We start from the raw sequence: 19,335 nt of genomic DNA, 5'->3' as shown, positions 1-19,335 counted from the left end.
TAGGGCCCGCGACACAGCCGAGTCACCTGAAGTTCATGCCCAACGGGAACTCTCGCCAGGGGGATCTACGTACTATTACCGGCCACATCTTTGTCGGGCTGTCGACCACCAGGGGGAGCCATATGCGTCATTTCGGGCACATTGCCCCTGAAAGGCGGCAGCGTCTGTTCCATCGGGAGCCGGCCGCCTTCACCGCCGATTCTCCCGCCCACGTCCTCGCGGCGGCCCTGGGCGCCACCCTGTACAGCCCGGCCACCCGGCCCTGCCTCGCCGGTGACGTGGTCAAGCAGGCGGGCCGCGGGGTCGTCTCCATGGTGCTGTGCCTGGAGGACTCCATCGGTGACGCCGACGTCGCGGACGCCGAGGAGAACCTGGTCCGGCAGTTGACCGCGCTCGCCGACGTGCCCCCTGCTCGTGCAGGGGGGAGCCCCATGGGCGCCGAACCGCCCCTGCTCTTCATACGCGTCCGGTTCCCGGAGCAGATCCCGGACCTGGTCGCCCGGCTCGGACCGGCCGTCCGGCTGCTGTCCGGATTCGTGCTGCCGAAGTTCACCGAGGAGCGGGGCGTTCCGTTCCTGGAGGCGCTGACGGCGGCCGAAGCGGCGAGCGGACGACGGCTGTTCGCCATGCCCGTCCTGGAGTCGCCCGACCTGCTCTACCTCGAGTCCCGCCGGGAGACCCTGGACGGAGTCTTCCGTACCGTCGACAAGTATCGCGACCGCGTCCTCGCGTTGCGCCTCGGCGTCACCGACTTCTGCTCGTCCTACGGCCTGCGCAGGGCGCCCGACATGACGGCGTACGACGTCCAGATCGTCGCCTCCGTGATCGCCGACGTGGTCAACGTCCTCGGGCGGGCCGACGGGACCGGGTTCACGGTGACCGGACCTGTGTGGGAGTACTTCCGGGCCCAGGAGCGTATGTTCAAGCCGCAGTTGCGGCGCAGCCCCTTCCTGGAGGGACAGGTCGAGGAACTGCGCGAGACGCTCATCGCGCACGACATGGACGGACTGCTGCGCGAGATCGCCCTCGACCGCGCCAACGGCCTGCTCGGCAAGACCTGCATCCACCCCTCGCACGTGATGCCCGTGCACGCGCTGTCGGTGGTCAGCCATGAGGAGTTCAGCGACGCGCAGGACATCCTGCGGCCCGAACGCCTGGGCGGGGGCGTGCTGCGCTCCGCGTACACGAACAAGATGAACGAGGTGAAGCCGCACCGCGCTTGGGCCGAGCGCACCCTCCAACGCGCCGAGGTCTTCGGCGTCGCGAACGAGGACATCGGCTTCGTGGAGCTGCTGGCGGCCGGGCTCCTCGACTGAGAGCCGCGGTCGTACCGCCATAGTGACAAGGAACTGATGAGGAACGTGGTCTGGTCCGGGACGTGGGTGTCCGAGCGGCTCGGAGTCGAGCTGGTCGGCGACGGCAATCTGACCGATCTTCTGGGGCTCGCGCTGCGGCGCAACCCCAAGCGGGCGCATCTGCTCGTCTCCCATGTACTGGGCAAGCATGTCCCGCAGTCCCCCTCCGTCGTCTACGGCTACGGGTTCACGCTCGGCCGCCGGGTGCGGGACCTGCTGGGCGCCGAGCGCCCGGGAGAGGACCGGGCGGTCGTCCTCGGGTATGCCGAGACGGCCACCGGCCTCGGCCACTCGGTCGCGGACGGGCTCGGCAGCGCGCCCTACCTCCACTCCACCCGCCGCCCCGTCGAGGGCGTCGCACGCGCCGGCGGCTTCGAGGAGTCCCATTCGCACGCGACCTCGCATCTGCTGCTGCCGGAAGACCGGGCGCTGCTCGCGGGTGACGGGCCGCTGGTTCTGGTCGACGACGAGTTCTCGACCGGCAACACGGTCCAGAACACCATCCGCGACCTGCACGGCCGGTACCCGAGGAAGCGGTACGTCGTCGTCACGCTGGTCGACCTGCGCTCGGACGCCGACCTGGGCCGGCTGGAGGAGTTCGCGCGGGAGATCGGCGCACGGATCGACCTGGTGACGATGGCCACCGGGACGGTACGGCTGCCGGAGGGCGTCCTGGAGAAGGGGCGGCAGTTGGTCGCCCGGCACGAGACGGCGCCACCGGAGAGGGAGCCCCACGGGACCGTCGCCCGCGTGGGCCTCGGCTGGCCCCGCGGCCTGCCCGACGGCGGACGGCACGGCTTCACCCCGGAGCACCGGACCCGACTGGAGCGCGCCCTTCCGGCGATGACCGCGCGGATCGCCGAGGCGCTGCCCGCGGACGCCCGGCGCGTACTCGTGCTCGGCTTCGAGGAGCTGATGTACGCGCCGCTCCGGCTCGCGCGGGAACTGGAGCAGGTCGTGGCCGCCGAGGTCCGCTACTCCACGACCACCCGCTCGCCGGTCCTCGCGATCGACGACCCCGGCTACGCGATACGCAGCCGGATCGTCTTCCCCGCCCATGACGACCCGGCCGACGGCCCAGGCGAGCGCTACGCCTACAACGTCGCGGACGCAGGCTTCGACACCGTCGTCGCGGTCGTGGACTCCACGGCCGACACCCCCGCACTGCACGCCCCCGGCGGCCTGCTGGACCGGCTCGCCGCCCACACCCCGCACGTCCTGCTCGCGGTCGTCCCCAGCTACGTCCCCGAGCCACCGCAGGCCCCCGAAAGGTCCGTGATGCTGTCCGAGCCCCTTCGTGGCCCCGCCTTCTCCTCGTACGCGCCCGACGAGGTCGGCTGGCTGCTGCAGGATCTCTCGGACGTCACCCTGGAGGCGCCGACAGAGGAGCGCGAGGAGGCGATCCAGAACGGCGGCGCGCACTACGCCGAGTCGCTGCCGGTGGAGTACCAGCCAAGTCCGCAGTACCAGGAGCTGTTCCACACGGCGCTGGAGGCCTCGGCGACCCGTCTCGCCCAGGCCGTCGGCGTGGTCACCGAGACGGTCCTGGCCGAGATCCCCCACTCTCGGCTTCGCTCGAGCGGGGGGACCCCCATGCCCCGGCCCGTCCTGGTCTCGCTGGCCCGCGCGGGCACCCCGGTCGGTGTCCTGATGCGTCGCTGGGCGGGGCACCGGCACGGGCTCGACCTGCCGCACTACACGGTGTCGATCGTGCGCGGCCGCGGCATCGACGCCAACGCGCTGCGCTGGCTGGCCGACCGCTACGACCCGTCCGACATCGTCTTCGTCGACGGCTGGACCGGAAAGGGCGCCATCACCCGGGAACTGGCCGAAGCGATCAGGGAGTTCGAGGCCCGTGAAGGCATCACGGGCTTCGACCCGGAGATCGCGGTGCTCGCCGACCCGGGTTCGTGCGTGCGGACGTACGGCACCCGGGAGGACTTCCTGATCCCGTCCGCATGTCTCAACTCGACGGTCTCCGGGCTGATCTCACGGACGGTGCTGCGAGCCGACCTGGTCGGCCCGCACGACTACCACGGCGCGAAGTTCTACCGCGAACTCGCCGGAACGGATGTGTCGGCCGCCTTCCTCGACGCCGTCTCCGCCCGCTTCGCCGAGGTCGAGGAGGCGGTCGACGTGCAGGCGAAGGAGATGCTCAGCGGCGACCGCACGCCGACCTGGGAGGGCTGGGCGGCGGTGGAACGCATCAGCGAGGAGTACGGCATCCATGACGTGAACCTCGTCAAACCGGGCGTCGGCGAGACCACACGGGTCCTGCTGCGCCGGGTGCCCTGGAAGGTCCTGGCACGGGCCGGGGCGGGCGCCGACCTCGACCATGTACGCCTGCTGGCCGGGCAGCGCGGCGTGCCGGTGGAGGAGGTCGAAGGACTCCCGTACACCTGTGTGGGGCTGATCCACCCCCGCTACACGCGGGGCGCGACCGGCGCCGACGGCAGGGCGGTGTCCGCATGAGCTCCGTCCTGGTCGCCAGCGATCTCGACCGTACGCTGATCTACTCCTCCACGGCGCTCGCGCTGACCATGCCGGACCCTCCTCCTTCGACGCCCCGTCTGCGGTGTGTCGAGGTGTACGAGGGCAAGCCGCTGTCGTACATGACCGAGACCGCGGCCGGACTGCTGACCGACCTCAGCGACCGGGCGGTGTTCGTGCCGGCCACGACCCGCACCCGTACGCAGTACCAGCGCATCGACCTGCCGGGCCCCACCCCGAAGTACGCGGTCTGCGCGAACGGCGGCCATCTGCTGGTCGACGGAGTCTCCGACCCCGACTGGCACGCCGGGGTGCTGACCCGGCTCGCCGACGAGTGCGCGGCGCTGGCCGAGGTGCGTGAGCACCTCGCGGCCACCGCGGACCCGGCCTGGCTGCGCAAGCTCCGGGTGGCCGAGGACCTCTTCGTCTATCTGGTCGTCGAGCGTGAGCTGCTGCCCGAGGAGTGGGTGAGGGAAGCGGCCGCGTGGGCGGAGGACCGCGGCTGGACGGTGTCGCTCCAGGGCCGCAAGGTCTACGCCGTGCCCAGGCCGCTCACCAAGAGCGCCGCCGTGCGCGAGGTGGCCCGCCGTACCGGTGCCGGGTCCACGCTCGCCGCCGGGGACTCGCTGCTGGACGCGGACCTGCTCCTCGCCGCGGACCGCGGCTGGCGCCCGGGCCACGGCGAACTGGCCGACACCGACTGGACGGCACCGGGGGTCGGCGCACTGCCGGAGCAGGGCGTGCTGGCCGGCGAGCGGATCCTGCGGGAGTTCCTGAAGGCGGCGCGTGAGGCCCGACACGCGTAGATCCCGGCCGGAGGGCCCGGGGATACGGTGGAGGAATCCTCGGGGCAATGGAGCCTTGGGGACCGAGGCTGAGGAGATCGCGTGGCCAAGGGGAACGGAACGCCGCTGACGGACGAACTGTATGCGTACATGCTCGGCCACAACCCGCCGTTGGACCCGGTGCAGCGGATGCTCGTCGAGATCACCCACACACAGCTGCCGCTGGTGGCGGGCAAACAGGTCGCCGAGGAGCAGGGGCCGCTGCTGGCGTTCCTGGTGCGACTGACCGGGGCGCGACGGATCGTCGAGGTCGGGACGTTCACCGGGCTGTCGGCGCTCTCCATGGCTCAGGCGTTGCCGCCCGACGGGACGCTGCTGACCTGCGATGTCTCCGAGGAGTGGACCGAGCACGCGCGGGTGGCCTGGGCGAAGGCGGGAGTGGCCGACCGGATCGACCTGCGGATCGCGCCCGCGCTGCAGACGCTGCGGGGGCTGCCGTCCGAACCGCATATCGACATGGCGTTCATCGACGCGGACAAGGACAACTATGTCGCCTACTGGGACGAGTTGGTGCCGCGCATGCGCCCCGGTGGCCTGCTCGTGGTGGACAACGTCTTCTACCACGGCGATGTGACGGACCCGGACGCGACCGGACTCGCGGCCGCGATCAAGGACTTCAACACGCATGTGCGGGCGGACGAGCGAGTGGACAGCGTGATGCTGGCCGTGGCGGACGGCCTGACCCTGGCGCGCCGACGCTAGGTCCAGCGCCACGGCAGGCAACGGTGCTGTGACCGGAAGGACCGGCCAGAGGCTCAGCCGCAGCAGCCCCCGCCGCAGCACCCACCGCCTCCGCCGCCCGCCCGCGGTGCCGGTGCGGCGCCGGTCGCGGTGCCGCCCACCGCGACCGTCGACAGGAGCTTCACGGTGTCGTCATGGCCCGACGGGCAGGATGCGGGCGCGGAGGACTCCGCCATCGGACGGCTCAGTTCGAACGTGTCGCCGCAGGTACGGCAGCGGTACTCATAGCGAGGCATGCGCACAGGTTAACGGGCGGCTCCGGGAGAGCACAGGCCGTCCCGGGCCCACGATGACCGGGACGGCCGGTGGACGCTACGAGGCGCCCGTGCCGCGTTCCTCACGGATGCGGGCCACGACCTGAGCGGTCGTTCGCCGCACCGCCTCCGTCTCCGTCAGGAAGTGCCAGTAGTCCGGGTGGCGGCCCTCCAGCGTGGCGATCGCACGGTCGAGACGGGCCACCGACTCGTCGAGCGGGCGGGCGTGCCGCGGATCGGGAGCCGTACGCCCCGTCATGGCCAGCCGCTGCGCGTCCCGGATCGCGAACCGCGTCCGCTCGATCTCCGCCTGCGGGTCCTTCTGCACGGCGTTGAGCTGCCGCAGCCGGTCGCCGGCCGCGGACACGGCCTCGTCCGTCGTGTTCAGCAGCGCCCGTACGGTGGACAGCAGCGAGGTCGCGTCCGGCCAGCGCTGGGTGTCACGGGCGGCCTGTGCCTCCCTCAGCTTCAGCTCGGCCTGCCGTACCGCCTCGGCGGCCTGGTCCGGCACATGCTGCAGATCCTGCCAACAGGCGGCCGAGAACCGTCGCCGCAGCTCGCTCAGTACGGGCTCCACCTGGCCGGCGCGGGTGGTGAGCGCCTGCGCCCGGGTACGCAGGGACACCAGCCGGTTGTCGATCTCGGCGGCCCGCTCCGGCAGCCGCGCGGCCTCCGCACGCAGGGCCTCGGCCTCTCGCGTGACCCGCTCGGCGCGCTCCAGGGTCTGCGGCACGCCGTACTGTCCCGCACCCTGGTTCAGCTTGGTCAGTTCGGGGGCGAGGGCGGCCAGACGCGCGGCCAGGTCGTCGGCCTTGAGTCCGGCCTCCCGCGCGCCGTCCAGGGCGTTGCTGGCGCCGAGCAGGGACTGGCGGGCCCGCTCCACGGCCGGGGCGAGCCGGGCGAGCTGGGTCTCGGCCTTGCCGAGCAGCGGCCCGAGCCCCTGGGCGTAACGACCCAGCTCCTGCTTCACACGGACGAGTTCGTCCTTGGCGGCGGTGAGTTCGGCGCGGGCGCGGGAGGCCACGGAGGCCTCGAGATCGACCCGGTCGAGGTCGTGGGCGTCCACGGCCTCGATGTACCGGTGACTGACCTCGTCGATGCGCCGCCCGAGCGCCTCGAAGTCGGCGATCGCGCGGCGCGCGGCCGGGGAGTCGTCGACGGCGGCGATGGTCTCGATCGAGATCCTGAGATCGCGCTGGGCGGTGTCGAGCTCGTAGAACGCGGCCGCGGCGGCGTCCTTGGCGGCCTGCGCCTCGGCTCGCTGCCCCTCGGCGCGTCCCCCGAACCACCGTCGTGTCCCGCCCGAGGCGAACGCCGCGGGCAGGAGGAGGGCGGCGGCCACGGGGAGGGCGAGGAGGGCGAGGGTGTCACGGACGGGGGCGGGACGCCGCGGACGGCGGGCTCCGGCGCCGTCCGCCGCTTCGGTCCGCGGGGCCGGTGGTGCGGTCCGCGGCGCCGAGTGCCGATCGTCGCGCGCGGCCTCCGGCGGAGACGGGGTACTCGTGGGATCGGGGCGGCGACTCGGCGCGGCGAGGCGCGCGCATGGCGCAAGCGGTGGGTACGGCTGTAGTGGTGTCGCCGTCACATCCCTCTCCCGTGTCGTTCGCCCTGCCCGGTTCATTGTCCCACCGGTTGAGGACGAACACACGGGGCGGTCGGTTCACGGTGTCGCCGGCCGGGCCGCTGCCCCGGCCGGCGCGAGGTCCTACCCCGCCGTCCGCACGGTGACCGAGCCGTCCCTCGTCAGTGTGTCGACCACATGGGAGCTGCTCGGGTCCTGGGGGACGGACACGTGGGCCGAGCCGTTGCGGGTGTTGGTGGTCACGCGGTAGGCGCCCTTGGGCAGTGCGATCGACATCGAGCCGTTCCAGCTGGCCGCCTTCACCAGGTCGGGCGCGACCGCGAGTTCGAGGTGGATCGAGCCGTTCCGTGTCTCGACGTGTACGCGTTGCGAGCCCACACCCGTCGCACGGACCGATCCCTCGCGGCTGTTCAGCGTCAGCGCCCCCGTGGAGTCGGTCACTCGTACCGAACCGTTCCGGGTCCGAATACTCAGCGCCTCCTTGAAGCCCTGTGCCCGTACACCCCCGTTACGGTCCTCGACCTTGACGTCGATCCCGCGCGGCACCTCGATCCGGTGCCGGGCGGAGCAGTTCGAGACCAGGCCCGAACACTTCAGCCGCAGGACGAGCCGGTCGTCCTTCATGGCCCAGGTCACCCGGGGGTCCTCACCGATAATGACCGAGCCCCGGAACCACCGCGTGACCTGGACCTTGTCCACCTTCGCCGGGACGATCTCCAGATCCGAGTTGTCGGAGTCGACGGTGAGGGTACGACCGTGCAGTGTGAAGGCACGGTGATCCGGATGTTTGTCGTCCTGCGCGTCGTTCCCGCACGCGGCGGCCGTCGCGATGAGCGCCGCGACGATTCCCGTGACGGCGACGGCGCGCCCCGTCCGTCGAGTCCGTCCAGTACGCGCCGCATTACGAGCCACGCCGTCCCCCTGAAGTGCTGATGATCTGCTGAACATGTGCTCTGACCGTACGCGTGTGCGGCCCTCGGGAGGATCCGGCACGCTCCCGGACGGGGGGTGGGGATAACCCCCGCAACCGCCTGCCTCGGCATCCATGGAGGGCTGGTTTGCGGGGCACACCCTCAGGCAATGTAGGCTGTCCACTCATCCTGGGCGCGTAGCTCAGCGGTAGAGCGCCGCCCTTACAAGGCGGATGTCGGCGGTTCGAAACCGTCCGCGCCCACCAGGACAAGGGCCCCTGCAAAGCATGATCGCAGGGGTCCTTGACGTCTGTCCTTGACGGCAATCAGAGAGGCCCGGGTCGGCGGGTGGATACCCGAGGACCTGTGGCGATGCCTCCCATGTAGGCGATGGGCTTGCCTGTCTTCTCGTCCGTGAAGGCGACGGCGCTGTTCGGGCCCTTCGCCTCCCAGCCCGCCGGGACGTCGAAGGCGACGCCCGACTTGGGGTTGAGGACGACCTTCCAGCCCGGGACGGTCGGCTTCTCGGTCTCGGTACCGCGCGCACTGTCGTCCGACTCCGACGCAGAGGCCGTTGCGCTCGGCGAGGAACCGGCAGACGCCTTGGCGTCCTTGTTCCCGCCCAGGAGCAAAAAGCCGGTGACACCGGCGGCCACGACCACGGCCGTGGCCGCTCCGATCGCGACGAATCTCGTGCGGTTCCCGCCGCCCCCGCCGCTCGGTGGCTGCGGCGCGCCCGTCGGCGCACCCCACTGCGGCTCACCCGGCTGCTGGTACGGGCTCTGGTGCTGCGGGTTCGGCTCGCCCCCGGGCGGTTGCTGTCCTGGCCGCATGCGTAGCAACCCTAAGGGGCCGTCGAACGTGCAGACGACGACGGCAAGCCCGTATGTTCTCCCGCATGTTCGAGACGATCCGTTGGCACTGCTTCGCCCATGCGGCTGACCGGCGCAAGGCAGAACGAGTTGTCGACCGCCTCGGTGCGCGGTCGCATCTGCCCCTTGAGATCGACAGCTACGAGCGGTACTGGAAGTTCCCCGAACTCGCCGATCTGCGGCTGGTCTCCACCCTGAAGTCCGCCACCCCGGAACATGCGCTGCTGACCACCCTCGAGTGTGCTTGGAAGTTCGCCACCCCGTGGAGTCTCATGAGCCCGGACGGCAACGCACGCCATGAGTTCGTGGGAATCGCGGCCACCAACGCCGGCGCCGACTTCACCGTCCAGGGCATCGAGTGGATGGAGTTCTCCATCACCGATCGGCCGTGACGACTTGTCTCAAGCCCTCGTCGGTGGTTCCACGTGCACGTGCTTCAGGTACATGCGTGCGTCCACCTTGTTCTCGGTCGTCACTTCCGCCCAGAAGCGGTGGCAGGAGACGAACACCGCGAGTTCCCGTTCGCGCTGCCGGAGTTTTTCCACCTCGGCCTGCTCCTCTTCGGTCCAGCCCGGGGACGCTTGGCGCTCCACCTTGCGCCAGCCGGTGTCGTCGCTGAAGCCGTCCAGCGGTTCCACCGACCAGGGAAGCCGCTTCAGCAGGGTCAGGAGCTCTGCCCGGACCTGATGCAGCTCCTCCTGGCCGGTGAGGAGGTCACCCGGAAAGTCATAGGTCGCAGCCACACCGCAATGCTACGTCTGTTCGATTTTCTGATGCGAGTCGCTTCGGGCGCTTCACTCGAACGGATGCACGGACGTCGCCTCCAGGAGCAGGCACCACCCGGCGGCCGGTCCCACCCGGCGGCTACCTTTGATCACCGTGACCCTCGATGATCTGCGTGTGTTCGTCGCCGTCTGCCGGGCCGGAAGCCTCAGTGCCGTGGCCCGGGAGCTGGGCTGCACCCAGTCCGCCGTCAGCCAGCACGTACGGCGGCTGGAGCGTGAGACAGGTGTCGGCCTCGTGGAGCGGCAGTCGCGCGGGGTCGTTCCCACCCGGGCCGGGCGTGTGTTGTACCAGGCCGCCGAGGAGGGCATGTCCGGGCTCGACCTGGCACTGCGCAGGCTGGCGGAGATCGCGCGGGGCGACGGCGGCGTCGTACGGATCGCCACCGGAAGCGTCACCGTGCGGCACTTCATGGCCGCCGCGGTGGCCGAGTTCCGGCGGCAGCATCCGCGGGTCAGCCTGGAGTTCCAGACAGAGAGCTCGAGCCGTAGCTGTTTCGACGCACTGCGGGAGCCCGGGCTCGACCTCGCCTGGGTGACGCTCGGGCCGTCCGTGCGCGGCATCGAGCAGCGGCCCGTCGCCCGCCTGCCCTGGGTGCTCGCCGTACCCGCCGACGACGAACTCGCCGGGCGGGAACGGGTCGAGGCCGCCGACCTGGCCGGGCTGCGGCTCGTCAACCTGCCCGAGGGCTCCACCTCACGCGCTCGACTTGACTCCATCTACGTTGAGTTGGGGATATCCGTGGCCACGTCCGAGACCAGTGTGGCCGACTGGGACACCGCCGTCCTGCTCGCCGAACTCGGCGTCGGCCACGCGGTCGTGCCCGACCTGCCCGGCTATCGCACGCACGGTCGTCCCGGGCTGCGGTTCATCCCGGTGCCAGAACTGCCGCCGCTCGCGGTCGGTTGGGCGGTGCGTCGCTGGGACGCCCTGTCACCGTCGGCCCGCGCCTTCGCCGACCTGGTCACCCGGCACAACACACTGCCCTGACGGCTCACGAGCCCAAGGGCGACTTCCCCAACTCGCCCACCAGGCGCGTCGCCACCGGAACCGCCACCCCGTGCCGCTCGGCCGCCCTCAGCAACGCCCCGCCGATCGCGTCCAGTTCGAGCGGCCGGCCGGCCTCCGCGTCGCGCTGCATCGACGACTTCGTCTCCGCCGGGAAGGCGTCGTACCGCGCGAGGGCCGCCTCCGGGTCGGTGGCCGCGCCGCTCGCCCGGCCGACCGCCGCAGTCTCCTCCACCAGCGAGACCAGTTCGTCGCGGTGCCGGGTGCGGATGTCGCCAAGGGGCACCCCGTACCGCGTCGTCAGCAGCGCGAGCGGCGCGAGGAACGCCATCTTCGCCCACAGGGCTGCCGATTCCCCCTCCAGGATGCGGGCGCGCACCCCTGCCCACTCCAGAGCCCCCACGAGCCGGTCGAGACGGTCGCGTGCCACGGTGTCCCCGGTCAGATCGATTTCCACGAACGGGCTGGCGTGCTCGATCACCGCAGGCGCGACACGGGTCGACTCGACACGGATGACGGCGGGCGCCACCCGCGTGACGCTGTAGCGCTCGCGCAGGGCCTCCGGGTGTTCCACGCCGTTCAACAGCGGTACGACCACGGTGTTCTCGCCGAGCACCGCCGCCGGTACGCGGTCCAGCGCGGAGTCGAGCGCGGTGTGCTTGACCGCGACGAGCACGATGTCGGCCGACTCGCGCAGTTCCGTGTCCGCCTCCACCCGGGCCGTGAACTCGCCGAACCGGCCGCTGCTTACCCGGATGCCGTGCCCGCCGAGTGTGCGCACGGTCTCCTCGCCCGCCAGGCAGATCACCCGGTGCCCGGCTCGGGCCAGCAGCGCGGCGAGCAGACCGCCGACACCGCCCGGCCCCAGGACCGCCACCGTGAGGTTTCCGTTCGTCATGTCCGTCCCCGTTCCTTGTCCTGGCCCCCGGTCGAGGCCCATCGGCGATGATCACAAGGGGGGAATCATCCAGTCAATCCTCAGGGAAACTTGGCCAATTCCAAGGAATCGCTTGGGTACTGCAGGAAGCGTACGGACTCCGGCCGACGGAAGCGGCGGGGTTCGACGTACCGGCCGACCCGTGGCCTCACAGGCGTACCGAACCCTCCGGCTTCAGCAGGTGCAGCCGGTCCGGCAGTCCCGTGTCCGCGAACGCCTTGGTCAGCGTGGGGCCGTCCTCGGTGAAATGGGCTCAGCGCTCGAAAGGGTGTTCCCCGCGTTTCACCCGGCTGCGCCCGGCAGGCGGCGGATCGCGCGACACTGGACGCATGTGCCGCAGCATCAAGACGCTTCGCCCGCCCGTTCTCCCCGAAGAGGCCACGGAGGAGGAGATCCGTGCCGCCGCGCTTCAGTTCGTGCGCAAGGTGTCCGGCTTCCGGTCGCCGGCCGCCCACAACCGTGAGGTGTTCGACCGGGCGGTGGACGCGGTCGCCGCGGCGACCGCGGAGTTGCTCGCCGGTCTGGAGGTGCGGGGACGGGCCCGGGACGCTATCTCTGTGGTGCCGGACGGCGCATGAAGTAGGTGGCGCCCGCGCCCGCCGCGAACAGGGCGGTGACCGAGACGCCCGTCGCGAGCCAGCTCGTACCCAGCCACTGGCCGCCGAAGTAGCCGAGGGCCACGCTGTATCCGGCCCAGGCGACACCCGCCAGCGCCGACCAGGGCAGGAAGTCGCGGGCGCGGCGGCGGGCGGCGCCCGCGCCGAGAGAGACGACCGAGCGGCCCGCGGGCGCGAACCGGGCGAGTATCACCAGCATTCCGCCACCGTGTGCGAGCGCCGCTCCGAGGCGTTCCTGCGCGCTCGTCAGCCGGCGTGAGCGGGCTATCGCCCGGTCCAGTCGGGCGCCGCCGCGCCAGGCCAGGCGGTACGCGACCAGGTCGCCCAGAACCGAGGCCGTCGCCGCGCACAGGGCGAGCCCGAGGACGTCCGGCACGTGCGCGACGGCCGAACCGGCCGCTGCCGCCGTGGCCGCGGTGATGACGAGGATGCCGCTCGGCAGCACCGGCAGGAAGACGTCCAACAGGACCGACATGGCCACGACGGGGTAGATCCAGGGGCTGCCGGTCAGCGACCCCACCATCTCAAGCACCCGGACTCCCCCGATCAACTCCCCAGAGGCAGCTGCGTGCCGCGGTGCCGCGATGTCGCGGGGGAGCGGCAGGAGCGGCCTTCGACAGCCGTACAGCGTACGCGGCGGCTGTGACAGGCGGTGTACCGGGGGTGAGAACGATGGGTGCGAGCGGGGAGGTTCCGGGAATCCGAGCGGCTCAGCAGGCGGCGAGGTAGTTCTGCAGCGCGCTCTTCTCGGTCGGGTCGACGGAGAGGTTGTAGTAGTACTTCACCTGTACCCAGGCGCGGACGTAGGTGCAGCGGTACGCCGACCGGGTCGGGACCCACTCGGCCGGGTCCTTGTCGCCCTTCGAGCGGTTGGAGCTCGCCGACACGGCGATCAGTTGGGGCCGGGTCAGGTCGTTGGCGAAGGCCTGGCGCTGGGCGGTGGTCCACTTTCCGGCGCCGGAGTCCCAGGCTTCGGCGAGCGGGACGACGTGGTCGATGTCCACGCCGGAGGCGGCGGTCAGGGTGACGCCGTCGTACTGCGAGTACCAACTGCCGCTGGTGGCCGCGCAGGAGGAGTCGGTGACGACGTTCGAGCCGTCGCGCTTGAGTACCGTCTCACGGGTGTTGCAGGTGCCGCTGATGGTGATCCAGTGGGGGAAGAGGTCGCGGCTGTAGCCGGTGCGGTTCTCGGCGGCGACCGTGAGGGAGGCGAGATAGGTGCGCGCGGTGGCGGCGCTGACCGGGGTGGGGAGTGTGGCGGAGGCGGTCGGACCGTTGAGGATTCCGACGAGGGCTATGAGTCCGGTGAGGGCCGCCAGCTTACTGAGGTGTCGACGCGCGTAGACCGTGGACATGCGAACTCCCTTGTGGGGTAGGGGTGTTGAGCTGCGGGCAAGCAGAATGCTCACCTGGGCGCGTTGCCGGAGGGTGTACGTTCGGTGAGACGTTAGTGGCGCGTACATGACATGACAACCCTCGCGGCCGGGATCAATGCGGGCCGGTGGTGTGGCGTGATGCGAGGGCGTTTTGTATCGTGGTGGAACAAAGTGGCTCCCGCTCGCACTCCCTGACCGGCGGGCGGGGCCGCCTTGTCCCCGGGTCCGCCTGCACCGGTCGGCCCCTCTTCCGCGCCTTGGAGCCATGTCGATGACGGCCACGACCCTGCTCACCGCCCGCGCCCTTCTGCTGGACATGGACGGCACTCTCGTCAACTCCGATGCGGTCGTGGAGCGCTGCTGGCGGCGCTGGGCCGGTCGGCACGGGCTGGACGGCGACGAGGTGCTGAAGGTCGTGCACGGTCGGCAGGGTTATGCGTCGATGGCCGTACTGCTGCCGAACCGCCCCATGGAGCAGAACCACGCCGACAACGCCCGCATGCTCGCCGAGGAGACCGCCGACATGGACGGTGTGGTCGAGGTCCCCGGCGCCGCCGCGTTCCTCGCCTCCCTCGCCGGGCTGCCGCACGCCCTCGTGACCTCGGCGGACGTGGCGCTGTCCACCGGGCGTATGGCAGCCGCGGGCCTGAGGCTGCCGGATGTGCGCATCACCGCCGAGTCCGTCGGCGCGAGCAAGCCGGACCCCGAGGGCTTCCTCAAGGGCGCCGTCGAACTGGGCGTCGCGCCCGAGGACTGCCTCGTCTTCGAGGACTCGGGCGCGGGCATCGCCGCGGGGCGCGCCGCCGGGATGCGGGTGGTCGGCGTCGGCCCCCGGGCTCGGTCGCACCGCCCCGACGTGCTGGTCCCGGACCTCACACGGGTGCGCGTGCAGTCCGCGGCGGGCGGGCTGATCCAGGTGTGCGTCGACTGACGGCACGGCCCCAGGGCCTGTATTGAGTTGCCCGCCTGCGTCGCGGCGTCCCAGTACGCGGGCGACCCTCCGCCTTGCGAGGCTCCCCCACTGCCTGAACGGCGTGGGAGGTGCCCCCAGCACCAGACGCCGCGACGCCCGCCCTCCGGGTGAACGACGGGCAACTCAATACAGGCTCTGGTCGTCCTCGCGGTCGCCTCAGGGCTCTCTCGTCTCCGACTCCAGTTGCGCCCGCGTGGCCGGCCCGTACACTCCCGGCTCGTCCTGCGTGATGCCGCGCGCGGACTGGTAGGCGCTGACGGCCCACTCCACCTTCTTGTTGTAGTTGCCGTGCGCGGGGCCGGTGTACAGATTGAGCTGGCGCAGCCGCAGTTGGAGCCCGGTGACCTCGGGGCCCTGGCTGCCGAGGCGCAGGACCTGGACGTCGTGCGGGCCGTCGCCGACGGTGGTGGTGGGTGACACCGAGCCGGTGGGGGTGGCGGTCGTCGGCGCGGTGCTCGGTGTGGCCGGGGTGGACCGGCTCGGTGACGCGCTCACCGACGGCGACGTCGACGTCGACGGCGTCGGACCCGCGCTCGCCGATGCCGACGCACTTGCCATGGGCGCCCCCGTGGACCCCGTGGACGTCGAGGCCGACGGTTCCCGCGACCGCGACTCATCCGGCACGCCGGCCCGGATGCCGTCGGGCCGCGCCTCGTCCCGCTGCGGCGTGTCGTACGAGAGCAGCCCTCCGGCGAACGCGGCGGCCGCCGCGACCGCGACGACGGCCCCGGCGGCGGCCAGCAGCACGGTGCGCCGCCGGCGCCGCGGCTCCCCGTCACCCGGCGGCACGGAGGCCCCTGGCCCTTCCGGTACGGTTTCGGGCCGCATCGTGGCGTCTCGTCCCGGTGCCTCCTTCGGCGCGAGGGCGTGCCGTCCCCGTGTCTCTTCCGGAACCGCTGCGAGCGGCATCGTCTCGTCCGCTGCCGCGTCCCGCGCGGCTCGCCCTGGTGCCGTGGGAACCTCGGTCCCGGTCATGGTGACCGGGATGTCCACGTAGGGCCGGATCCGCAGGGGGTTGAAATCCTCCGCCGCTGCCGCCTGGGCCGTACGCGCGTCCCGGAGCGCGTCGGACGCCCGTCGGGTGCACCCGCACGACGGCGTGCCGTCCGGCCGCCGTGGCGCCGCGCACTCCGGGCAGGCCTGTCCGTTCGATCCGCTCACGCCCTGGGTCCCCTCCCGCTGAATTCCAGAGATTATGCAGATTTCCTGCACGGAATCTCCGGGCTACCCCCTGAATCTCCGCTTCCGATCAGAGCTCAACAGGCCATAAACGGTCATACCGACCAGGATGGGGGCACGATGGAGGAGGCGGGATGGACGCGAACCTCATCAAGGCTATACGGACCGTGATGCCCGGATGCCGGATCCATGGACGCCGTAGGACCGTCCACAGGAGGTCCTGATGATGACCGGTGACGCAGAGGGCAGGGCGGCCGAGCCGGTGGCACGGGAGACGAAGACGGGTTCCACCGGCGTCGTGGCCGCAGGGCGCCATGGCGCGCCCGTGACGGAGAGCGTCCAGGGTGGCGTCCTCGTCTCCATCGGCGCGCTGCTGCTCGGCATGCTGCTCGCGGCACTCGATCAGACGATCGTGTCGACCGCGTTGCCCACCATCGTCAGCGACCTCGGCGGTCTGAATCACCTGTCGTGGGTGGTCACCGCGTATCTGCTCGCCTCGACCGCGGCGACCCCTCTGTGGGGCAAGCTCGGTGACCAGTACGGCCGTAAGAAGCTGTTCCAGGCCGCGATCGTGATCTTCCTGATCGGGTCCGCGCTGTGCGGTATGGCGCGGAACATGCCCGAGCTCATCGCCTTCCGTGCTCTTCAGGGCCTCGGCGGCGGCGGGCTCATGGTCCTGTCGATGGCGATCGTCGGCGACATCGTCTCGCCTCGGGAGCGCGGCCGCTACCAGGGCCTCTTCGGTGCCGTCTTCGGGACGACCAGCGTGCTCGGACCGCTGCTCGGGGGTCTGCTCACCGAGCACCTGAGCTGGCGCTGGGTCTTCTACGTCAACCTGCCCGTCGGTGTCGTCGCCCTTCTCGTGATCGCGACGGTGCTGAGCATCCCGCGGAAGTCCGCACGGCACGTCATCGACTACCTCGGCACCTTCCTCATCGCCTGCGTCGCGACCTGTCTGGTCCTCGTGGCCTCCCTCGGGGGCACGACCTGGGGCTGGGGCTCGCCGCAGGTCACCGGCCTGGTGGTGGTCGGTGCCGTGCTGCTGGTGGCCTTCGTGCTCGTCGAACAGCGGGCGGCCGAACCCGTCCTCCCGCTGAAGCTCTTCCGGGTGCGCACCTTCACGCTCGCCGCGGTCATCAGCTTCATCGTCGGCTTCGCGATGTTCGGCGGGATGACCTATCTGCCGACGTTCCTGCAGATCGTCCACGGCATCACCCCGACCCTGTCCGGAGTGCACATGCTGCCGATGGTGGTCGGGATGCTGCTGTCGTCCACCGGTTCCGGCCAGATCGTCAGCCGCACCGGCCGCTGGAAGGTGTTCCCCGTCACGGGCACCGGCCTCACGACCGTCGGGCTGCTCCTGCTGCACCGGCTCGACGAGCGCAGCAGCACGGCCGCGATGAGCGTCTGCTTCTTCGTCTTCGGCCTGGGCCTCGGCCTGGTCATGCAGGTCCTGGTGCTGATCGTGCAGAACGCGGTCGCCTACGAGGACCTCGGTGTCGCCACCTCCGGCGCCACCTTCTTCCGGTCCATCGGCGCCTCGTTCGGCGTGGCCGTCTTCGGCACGATCTTCGCGAGCCGCCTCGGTGGCCGACTCACGGCGGCGCTGGCCGGCCGACCGCTCCCACCAGGCGTCACCGCGGGCAGGTTGAAGTCCGACCCGCGGGGCGTCGCGACGCTCCCGGCCGGCATACGGCCCGCCGTTCTGCACGCGTTCGCCTCCTCCATCACCGATGTCTTCCTGTACGCCGTCCCGGTCGCCCTCCTCGGCTTCGTGCTGTCGTGGTTCCTGCGCGAGGACCCGCTGCGCGGCTCGGTGACCGCACCGGACGGGACGGAGACGCTGGCGAGCAATCCGGTGCAGCGGTCGTCGTACGACGAGGTGTGCCGGGCGCTGTCCGCGCTCGGCCTGCGGGAGGGGCGGCGGGAGATCTACGAGAAGATCACCCGGCGGGCCGGGTACGACCTGCTGCCCGCGGCGAGCTGGCTGCTGCTGCGGATCAAGAAATACGGCTGGGCCGAACCGGGGGTGCTCGCCGAGCGCAGCACGGTCCCGCTGAACGTCATACTCGACGCCGCGCGGCAGGTGGAGGAGCGGCACCTGGCGGTGCGCAAGGGGCTCGACCTCGTCCTCACCGAGCGGGGCAGCGAGGCCGTCGAGCGCCTGGCCAGAGCCCGCGAGGAGTCCCTGGCCGAACTGCTCGGCGACTGGTGGGGCCCGGACCGCCCGACCGATCTGACCAGGCTGGTCCAGGACCTGAACGCCGAGCTGTGCGGCTCGGACGCGGAGCGCCCGCGCGGCGGTCCACCACCGCGGACGATTCGCCGGGGCCCACTCATATAGGGCCTGTCGTCAGTGGAGTAGGGCCCGTCGTCAGCGGAGTCGCTTCGCGAACCAGTGCTCGGCGTATGTGTCGTCGTTGTGCGGTTCGGTCTCCGCGTACCCCAGACGGCTGTACAGGGAGCGGGCTTCCACCAGGTCGTGGCGGGTGTCCAGGACGATCCGTTCGGCCCCCAACTCGCGGGCCGCGTCCTCGGCGGCGGACACCAGGAGCGGGGCGCCGCCCCGGCCGCGCAGTTCCTCGCGCAGGAAGACCCGCTTGAGCTCGGCCGTCGCCGGGTCCAGCAGTCGCACGCCCGCGGTTCCGGCGGGCTCGCCCGCGTAGCGGGCCACGAACAGGGCGCCGGCGGGCGGTGCCAGATAGTCACCGGTGTCGGCGGCGATCGCGTGCTCCAGTTCGTCCGGGTCGGTCGTGCGGCCCTCGTGGAGCTGGTACCAGCGGTCGCTGACCTCCGTGTAGTACGCACGCCACAGCGCGGCGGCCACGGGTGAGTCATGGGGTTCTCGGGCGACGGTCCAAGTCATGACGGGCATGGTCAAAGGTGCCGGAAGGGGCCCGCAACCGAATATGCGTTCCACCTCAGTCCGCCCGGCGTTCGCGCCACCGGCGGACGATCTCCTCGACGTCGTACGGCTTCAGACCCAACGGCGGACCCGGCGGTGGCATGGACATCATGTCGCGGATCTTCACGTTGAGGTCCTCGATCAGCCGTCGTACCAGCCGCTCGGACGGCGCCGCCTCGGCGGCCGCGAGTGTGTCCTCCGCTTCCTTGCGGAGCGCCAGCGACGGCGGCAGGACGGAGAACCCCTCGCGGGCCATCTTCCGCTTGATCCACCACAGTTCGTCGTACTGCGTCTCCGAGACGGCCGGTACCGGCCGACCCGCGCCGGGGAGGTTCGCGAAGTCGCCGCGCGCCTCGGCATCACGGATCTGCTTGTCGACATAGGACTCGAAGCTGACGCCAGGTGGCTTGCGCTCGGTCATGGGTCCATTGTGCCGCAGGTCACTCACAGCGAACGAAGGGGCGAACTATCATGCCGCCGCGGCACGCCAACCGGGCCCGGTCGCAG

20 protein-coding genes, 1 tRNA gene and 1 pseudogene are annotated in these 19,335 nt (G+C 71.2%); 11 read left to right on the top strand and 11 right to left on the bottom strand.

The genetic code is table 11. The features are described from left to right. Positions 1–122 precede the first annotated feature (122 nt). From ACWDEX_RS00225 to ACWDEX_RS00210, 4 genes are all read left to right on the top strand, one after another. Positions 123–1,316 (top strand): HpcH/HpaI aldolase/citrate lyase family protein, encoded by a 1,194-nt coding sequence (locus tag ACWDEX_RS00225; protein ID WP_450460831.1) that lies wholly within the window; start codon positions 123–125, stop codon positions 1,314–1,316. 36 nt (positions 1,317–1,352) lie between these two features. Then, a complete protein-coding gene (locus ACWDEX_RS00220) occupies positions 1,353–3,827 on the top strand; it encodes a phosphoribosyltransferase (RefSeq protein ID WP_450460830.1) in 2,475 nt (824 codons plus the stop codon). Continuing rightward, complete coding sequence (locus ACWDEX_RS00215) at positions 3,824–4,651, top strand: HAD family hydrolase (RefSeq protein WP_450460829.1); 828 nt, start codon at positions 3,824–3,826, stop codon at positions 4,649–4,651. The genes ACWDEX_RS00220 and ACWDEX_RS00215 overlap by 4 nt, the downstream gene beginning before the upstream one ends. 81 nt (positions 4,652–4,732) lie before the next feature. Further along, complete coding sequence (locus ACWDEX_RS00210) at positions 4,733–5,392, top strand: O-methyltransferase (protein WP_450460828.1); 660 nt, start codon at positions 4,733–4,735, stop codon at positions 5,390–5,392. Between the two features lie 53 nt (positions 5,393–5,445). Here ACWDEX_RS00210 and ACWDEX_RS00205 read toward each other — a convergent pair whose 3' ends face one another. The 3 genes from ACWDEX_RS00205 to ACWDEX_RS00195 form a co-directional block, all read right to left on the bottom strand. After that, on the bottom strand, positions 5,446–5,667 hold the full coding sequence (locus ACWDEX_RS00205) for an FmdB family zinc ribbon protein (protein WP_450460827.1): 222 nt from the start codon (positions 5,665–5,667) through the stop codon (positions 5,446–5,448). A 76-nt stretch (positions 5,668–5,743) separates the two neighbouring features. Continuing rightward, positions 5,744–7,270, bottom strand: a complete 1,527-nt coding sequence (locus tag ACWDEX_RS00200) for a hypothetical protein (protein WP_450460826.1) — start codon at positions 7,268–7,270, stop codon at positions 5,744–5,746. 120 nt (positions 7,271–7,390) lie between these two features. Continuing rightward, positions 7,391–8,179, bottom strand: coding sequence for a DUF4097 family beta strand repeat-containing protein (locus tag ACWDEX_RS00195; protein ID WP_450460825.1), 789 nt, complete (start codon positions 8,177–8,179; stop codon positions 7,391–7,393). A 190-nt stretch (positions 8,180–8,369) separates the two neighbouring features. On the opposite strand from ACWDEX_RS00195, the gene ACWDEX_RS00190 reads away from it, so the two are divergent. Beyond that, positions 8,370–8,444: transfer RNA gene (locus ACWDEX_RS00190), tRNA-Val, on the top strand. A 111-nt stretch (positions 8,445–8,555) separates the two neighbouring features. Here the strand turns inward: ACWDEX_RS00190 and ACWDEX_RS00185 are convergent. Continuing rightward, a pseudogene (locus ACWDEX_RS00185) lies at positions 8,556–9,011 on the bottom strand (hypothetical protein); the annotation flags it as partial. 65 nt (positions 9,012–9,076) lie between these two features. Between ACWDEX_RS00185 and ACWDEX_RS00180 the strand changes: the two are divergent. Next, a complete protein-coding gene (locus tag ACWDEX_RS00180; RefSeq protein ID WP_450460824.1) occupies positions 9,077–9,442 on the top strand; it encodes a hypothetical protein in 366 nt (121 codons plus the stop codon). A gap of 9 nt (positions 9,443–9,451) precedes the next feature. Here ACWDEX_RS00180 and ACWDEX_RS00175 read toward each other — a convergent pair whose 3' ends face one another. Continuing rightward, entirely contained in the window at positions 9,452–9,793 is a 342-nt protein-coding gene (locus ACWDEX_RS00175; RefSeq protein WP_450460823.1) for a hypothetical protein, read from the bottom strand. 136 nt (positions 9,794–9,929) lie between these two features. Here ACWDEX_RS00175 and ACWDEX_RS00170 point away from each other — a divergent pair, with 136 nt between their 5' ends. After that, entirely contained in the window at positions 9,930–10,823 is an 894-nt protein-coding gene (locus ACWDEX_RS00170; protein WP_450460822.1) for a LysR family transcriptional regulator, read from the top strand. 4 nt (positions 10,824–10,827) lie between these two features. Here the strand turns inward: ACWDEX_RS00170 and ACWDEX_RS00165 are convergent, their stop codons facing one another. Further along, positions 10,828–11,739: a ketopantoate reductase family protein gene (locus ACWDEX_RS00165; protein ID WP_450460821.1), complete on the bottom strand. Its 912-nt coding sequence runs from the start codon at positions 11,737–11,739 to the stop codon at positions 10,828–10,830. A 368-nt stretch (positions 11,740–12,107) separates the two neighbouring features. Here ACWDEX_RS00165 and ACWDEX_RS00160 point away from each other — a divergent pair, with 368 nt between their 5' ends. Beyond that, positions 12,108–12,356 carry a DUF2277 domain-containing protein gene (locus tag ACWDEX_RS00160; protein WP_450460820.1) on the top strand — a complete coding sequence of 83 codons (249 nt, stop codon included), beginning with the start codon at positions 12,108–12,110 and terminating at the stop codon, positions 12,354–12,356. Here ACWDEX_RS00160 and ACWDEX_RS00155 read toward each other — a convergent pair. After that, entirely contained in the window at positions 12,328–12,927 is a 600-nt protein-coding gene (locus ACWDEX_RS00155) for a DedA family protein (protein WP_450460819.1), read from the bottom strand. The two genes, ACWDEX_RS00160 and ACWDEX_RS00155, sit on opposite strands and share 29 nt — an antisense overlap. Before the next feature lie 178 nt (positions 12,928–13,105). After that, positions 13,106–13,750 carry an HNH endonuclease family protein gene (locus ACWDEX_RS00150; protein ID WP_450460818.1) on the bottom strand — a complete coding sequence of 215 codons (645 nt, stop codon included), beginning with the start codon at positions 13,748–13,750 and terminating at the stop codon, positions 13,106–13,108. A gap of 286 nt (positions 13,751–14,036) precedes the next feature. On the opposite strand from ACWDEX_RS00150, the gene ACWDEX_RS00145 reads away from it, so the two are divergent. After that, positions 14,037–14,702, top strand: a complete 666-nt coding sequence (locus ACWDEX_RS00145) for an HAD-IA family hydrolase (protein ID WP_450460817.1) — start codon at positions 14,037–14,039, stop codon at positions 14,700–14,702. A 198-nt stretch (positions 14,703–14,900) separates the two neighbouring features. Here ACWDEX_RS00145 and ACWDEX_RS00140 read toward each other — a convergent pair whose 3' ends face one another. Next, on the bottom strand, positions 14,901–15,164 hold the full coding sequence (locus ACWDEX_RS00140; protein ID WP_450460816.1) for a peptidoglycan-binding domain-containing protein: 264 nt from the start codon (positions 15,162–15,164) through the stop codon (positions 14,901–14,903). Here ACWDEX_RS00140 and ACWDEX_RS00135 point away from each other — a divergent pair. Next, a complete protein-coding gene (locus ACWDEX_RS00135) occupies positions 15,154–15,741 on the top strand; it encodes a hypothetical protein (protein WP_450460815.1) in 588 nt (195 codons plus the stop codon). The genes ACWDEX_RS00140 and ACWDEX_RS00135 overlap by 11 nt on opposite strands. A gap of 408 nt (positions 15,742–16,149) precedes the next feature. Then, the gene (locus ACWDEX_RS00130) at positions 16,150–18,267 is read left to right on the top strand and encodes an MDR family MFS transporter (RefSeq protein WP_450461101.1); all 2,118 of its coding nucleotides are present in this window, start codon (positions 16,150–16,152) and stop codon (positions 18,265–18,267) included. A 30-nt stretch (positions 18,268–18,297) separates the two neighbouring features. Here ACWDEX_RS00130 and ACWDEX_RS00125 read toward each other — a convergent pair whose 3' ends face one another. Both ACWDEX_RS00125 and ACWDEX_RS00120 read right to left on the bottom strand, forming a co-directional pair. Continuing rightward, on the bottom strand, positions 18,298–18,789 hold the full coding sequence (locus ACWDEX_RS00125; protein ID WP_450460814.1) for a GNAT family N-acetyltransferase: 492 nt from the start codon (positions 18,787–18,789) through the stop codon (positions 18,298–18,300). Positions 18,790–18,844: 55 nt separating this feature from the next. After that, on the bottom strand, positions 18,845–19,249 hold the full coding sequence (locus ACWDEX_RS00120) for a DnaJ family domain-containing protein (RefSeq protein WP_450460813.1): 405 nt from the start codon (positions 19,247–19,249) through the stop codon (positions 18,845–18,847). Between the last annotated feature and the right edge of the window lie 86 nt (positions 19,250–19,335).

The sequence above is a fragment of the Streptomyces sp. NPDC001020 genome (assembly GCF_053599115.1).
Note: the sequence above shows the minus strand (reverse complement) of the source record. Positions and strands in the feature narration are given on the sequence as shown.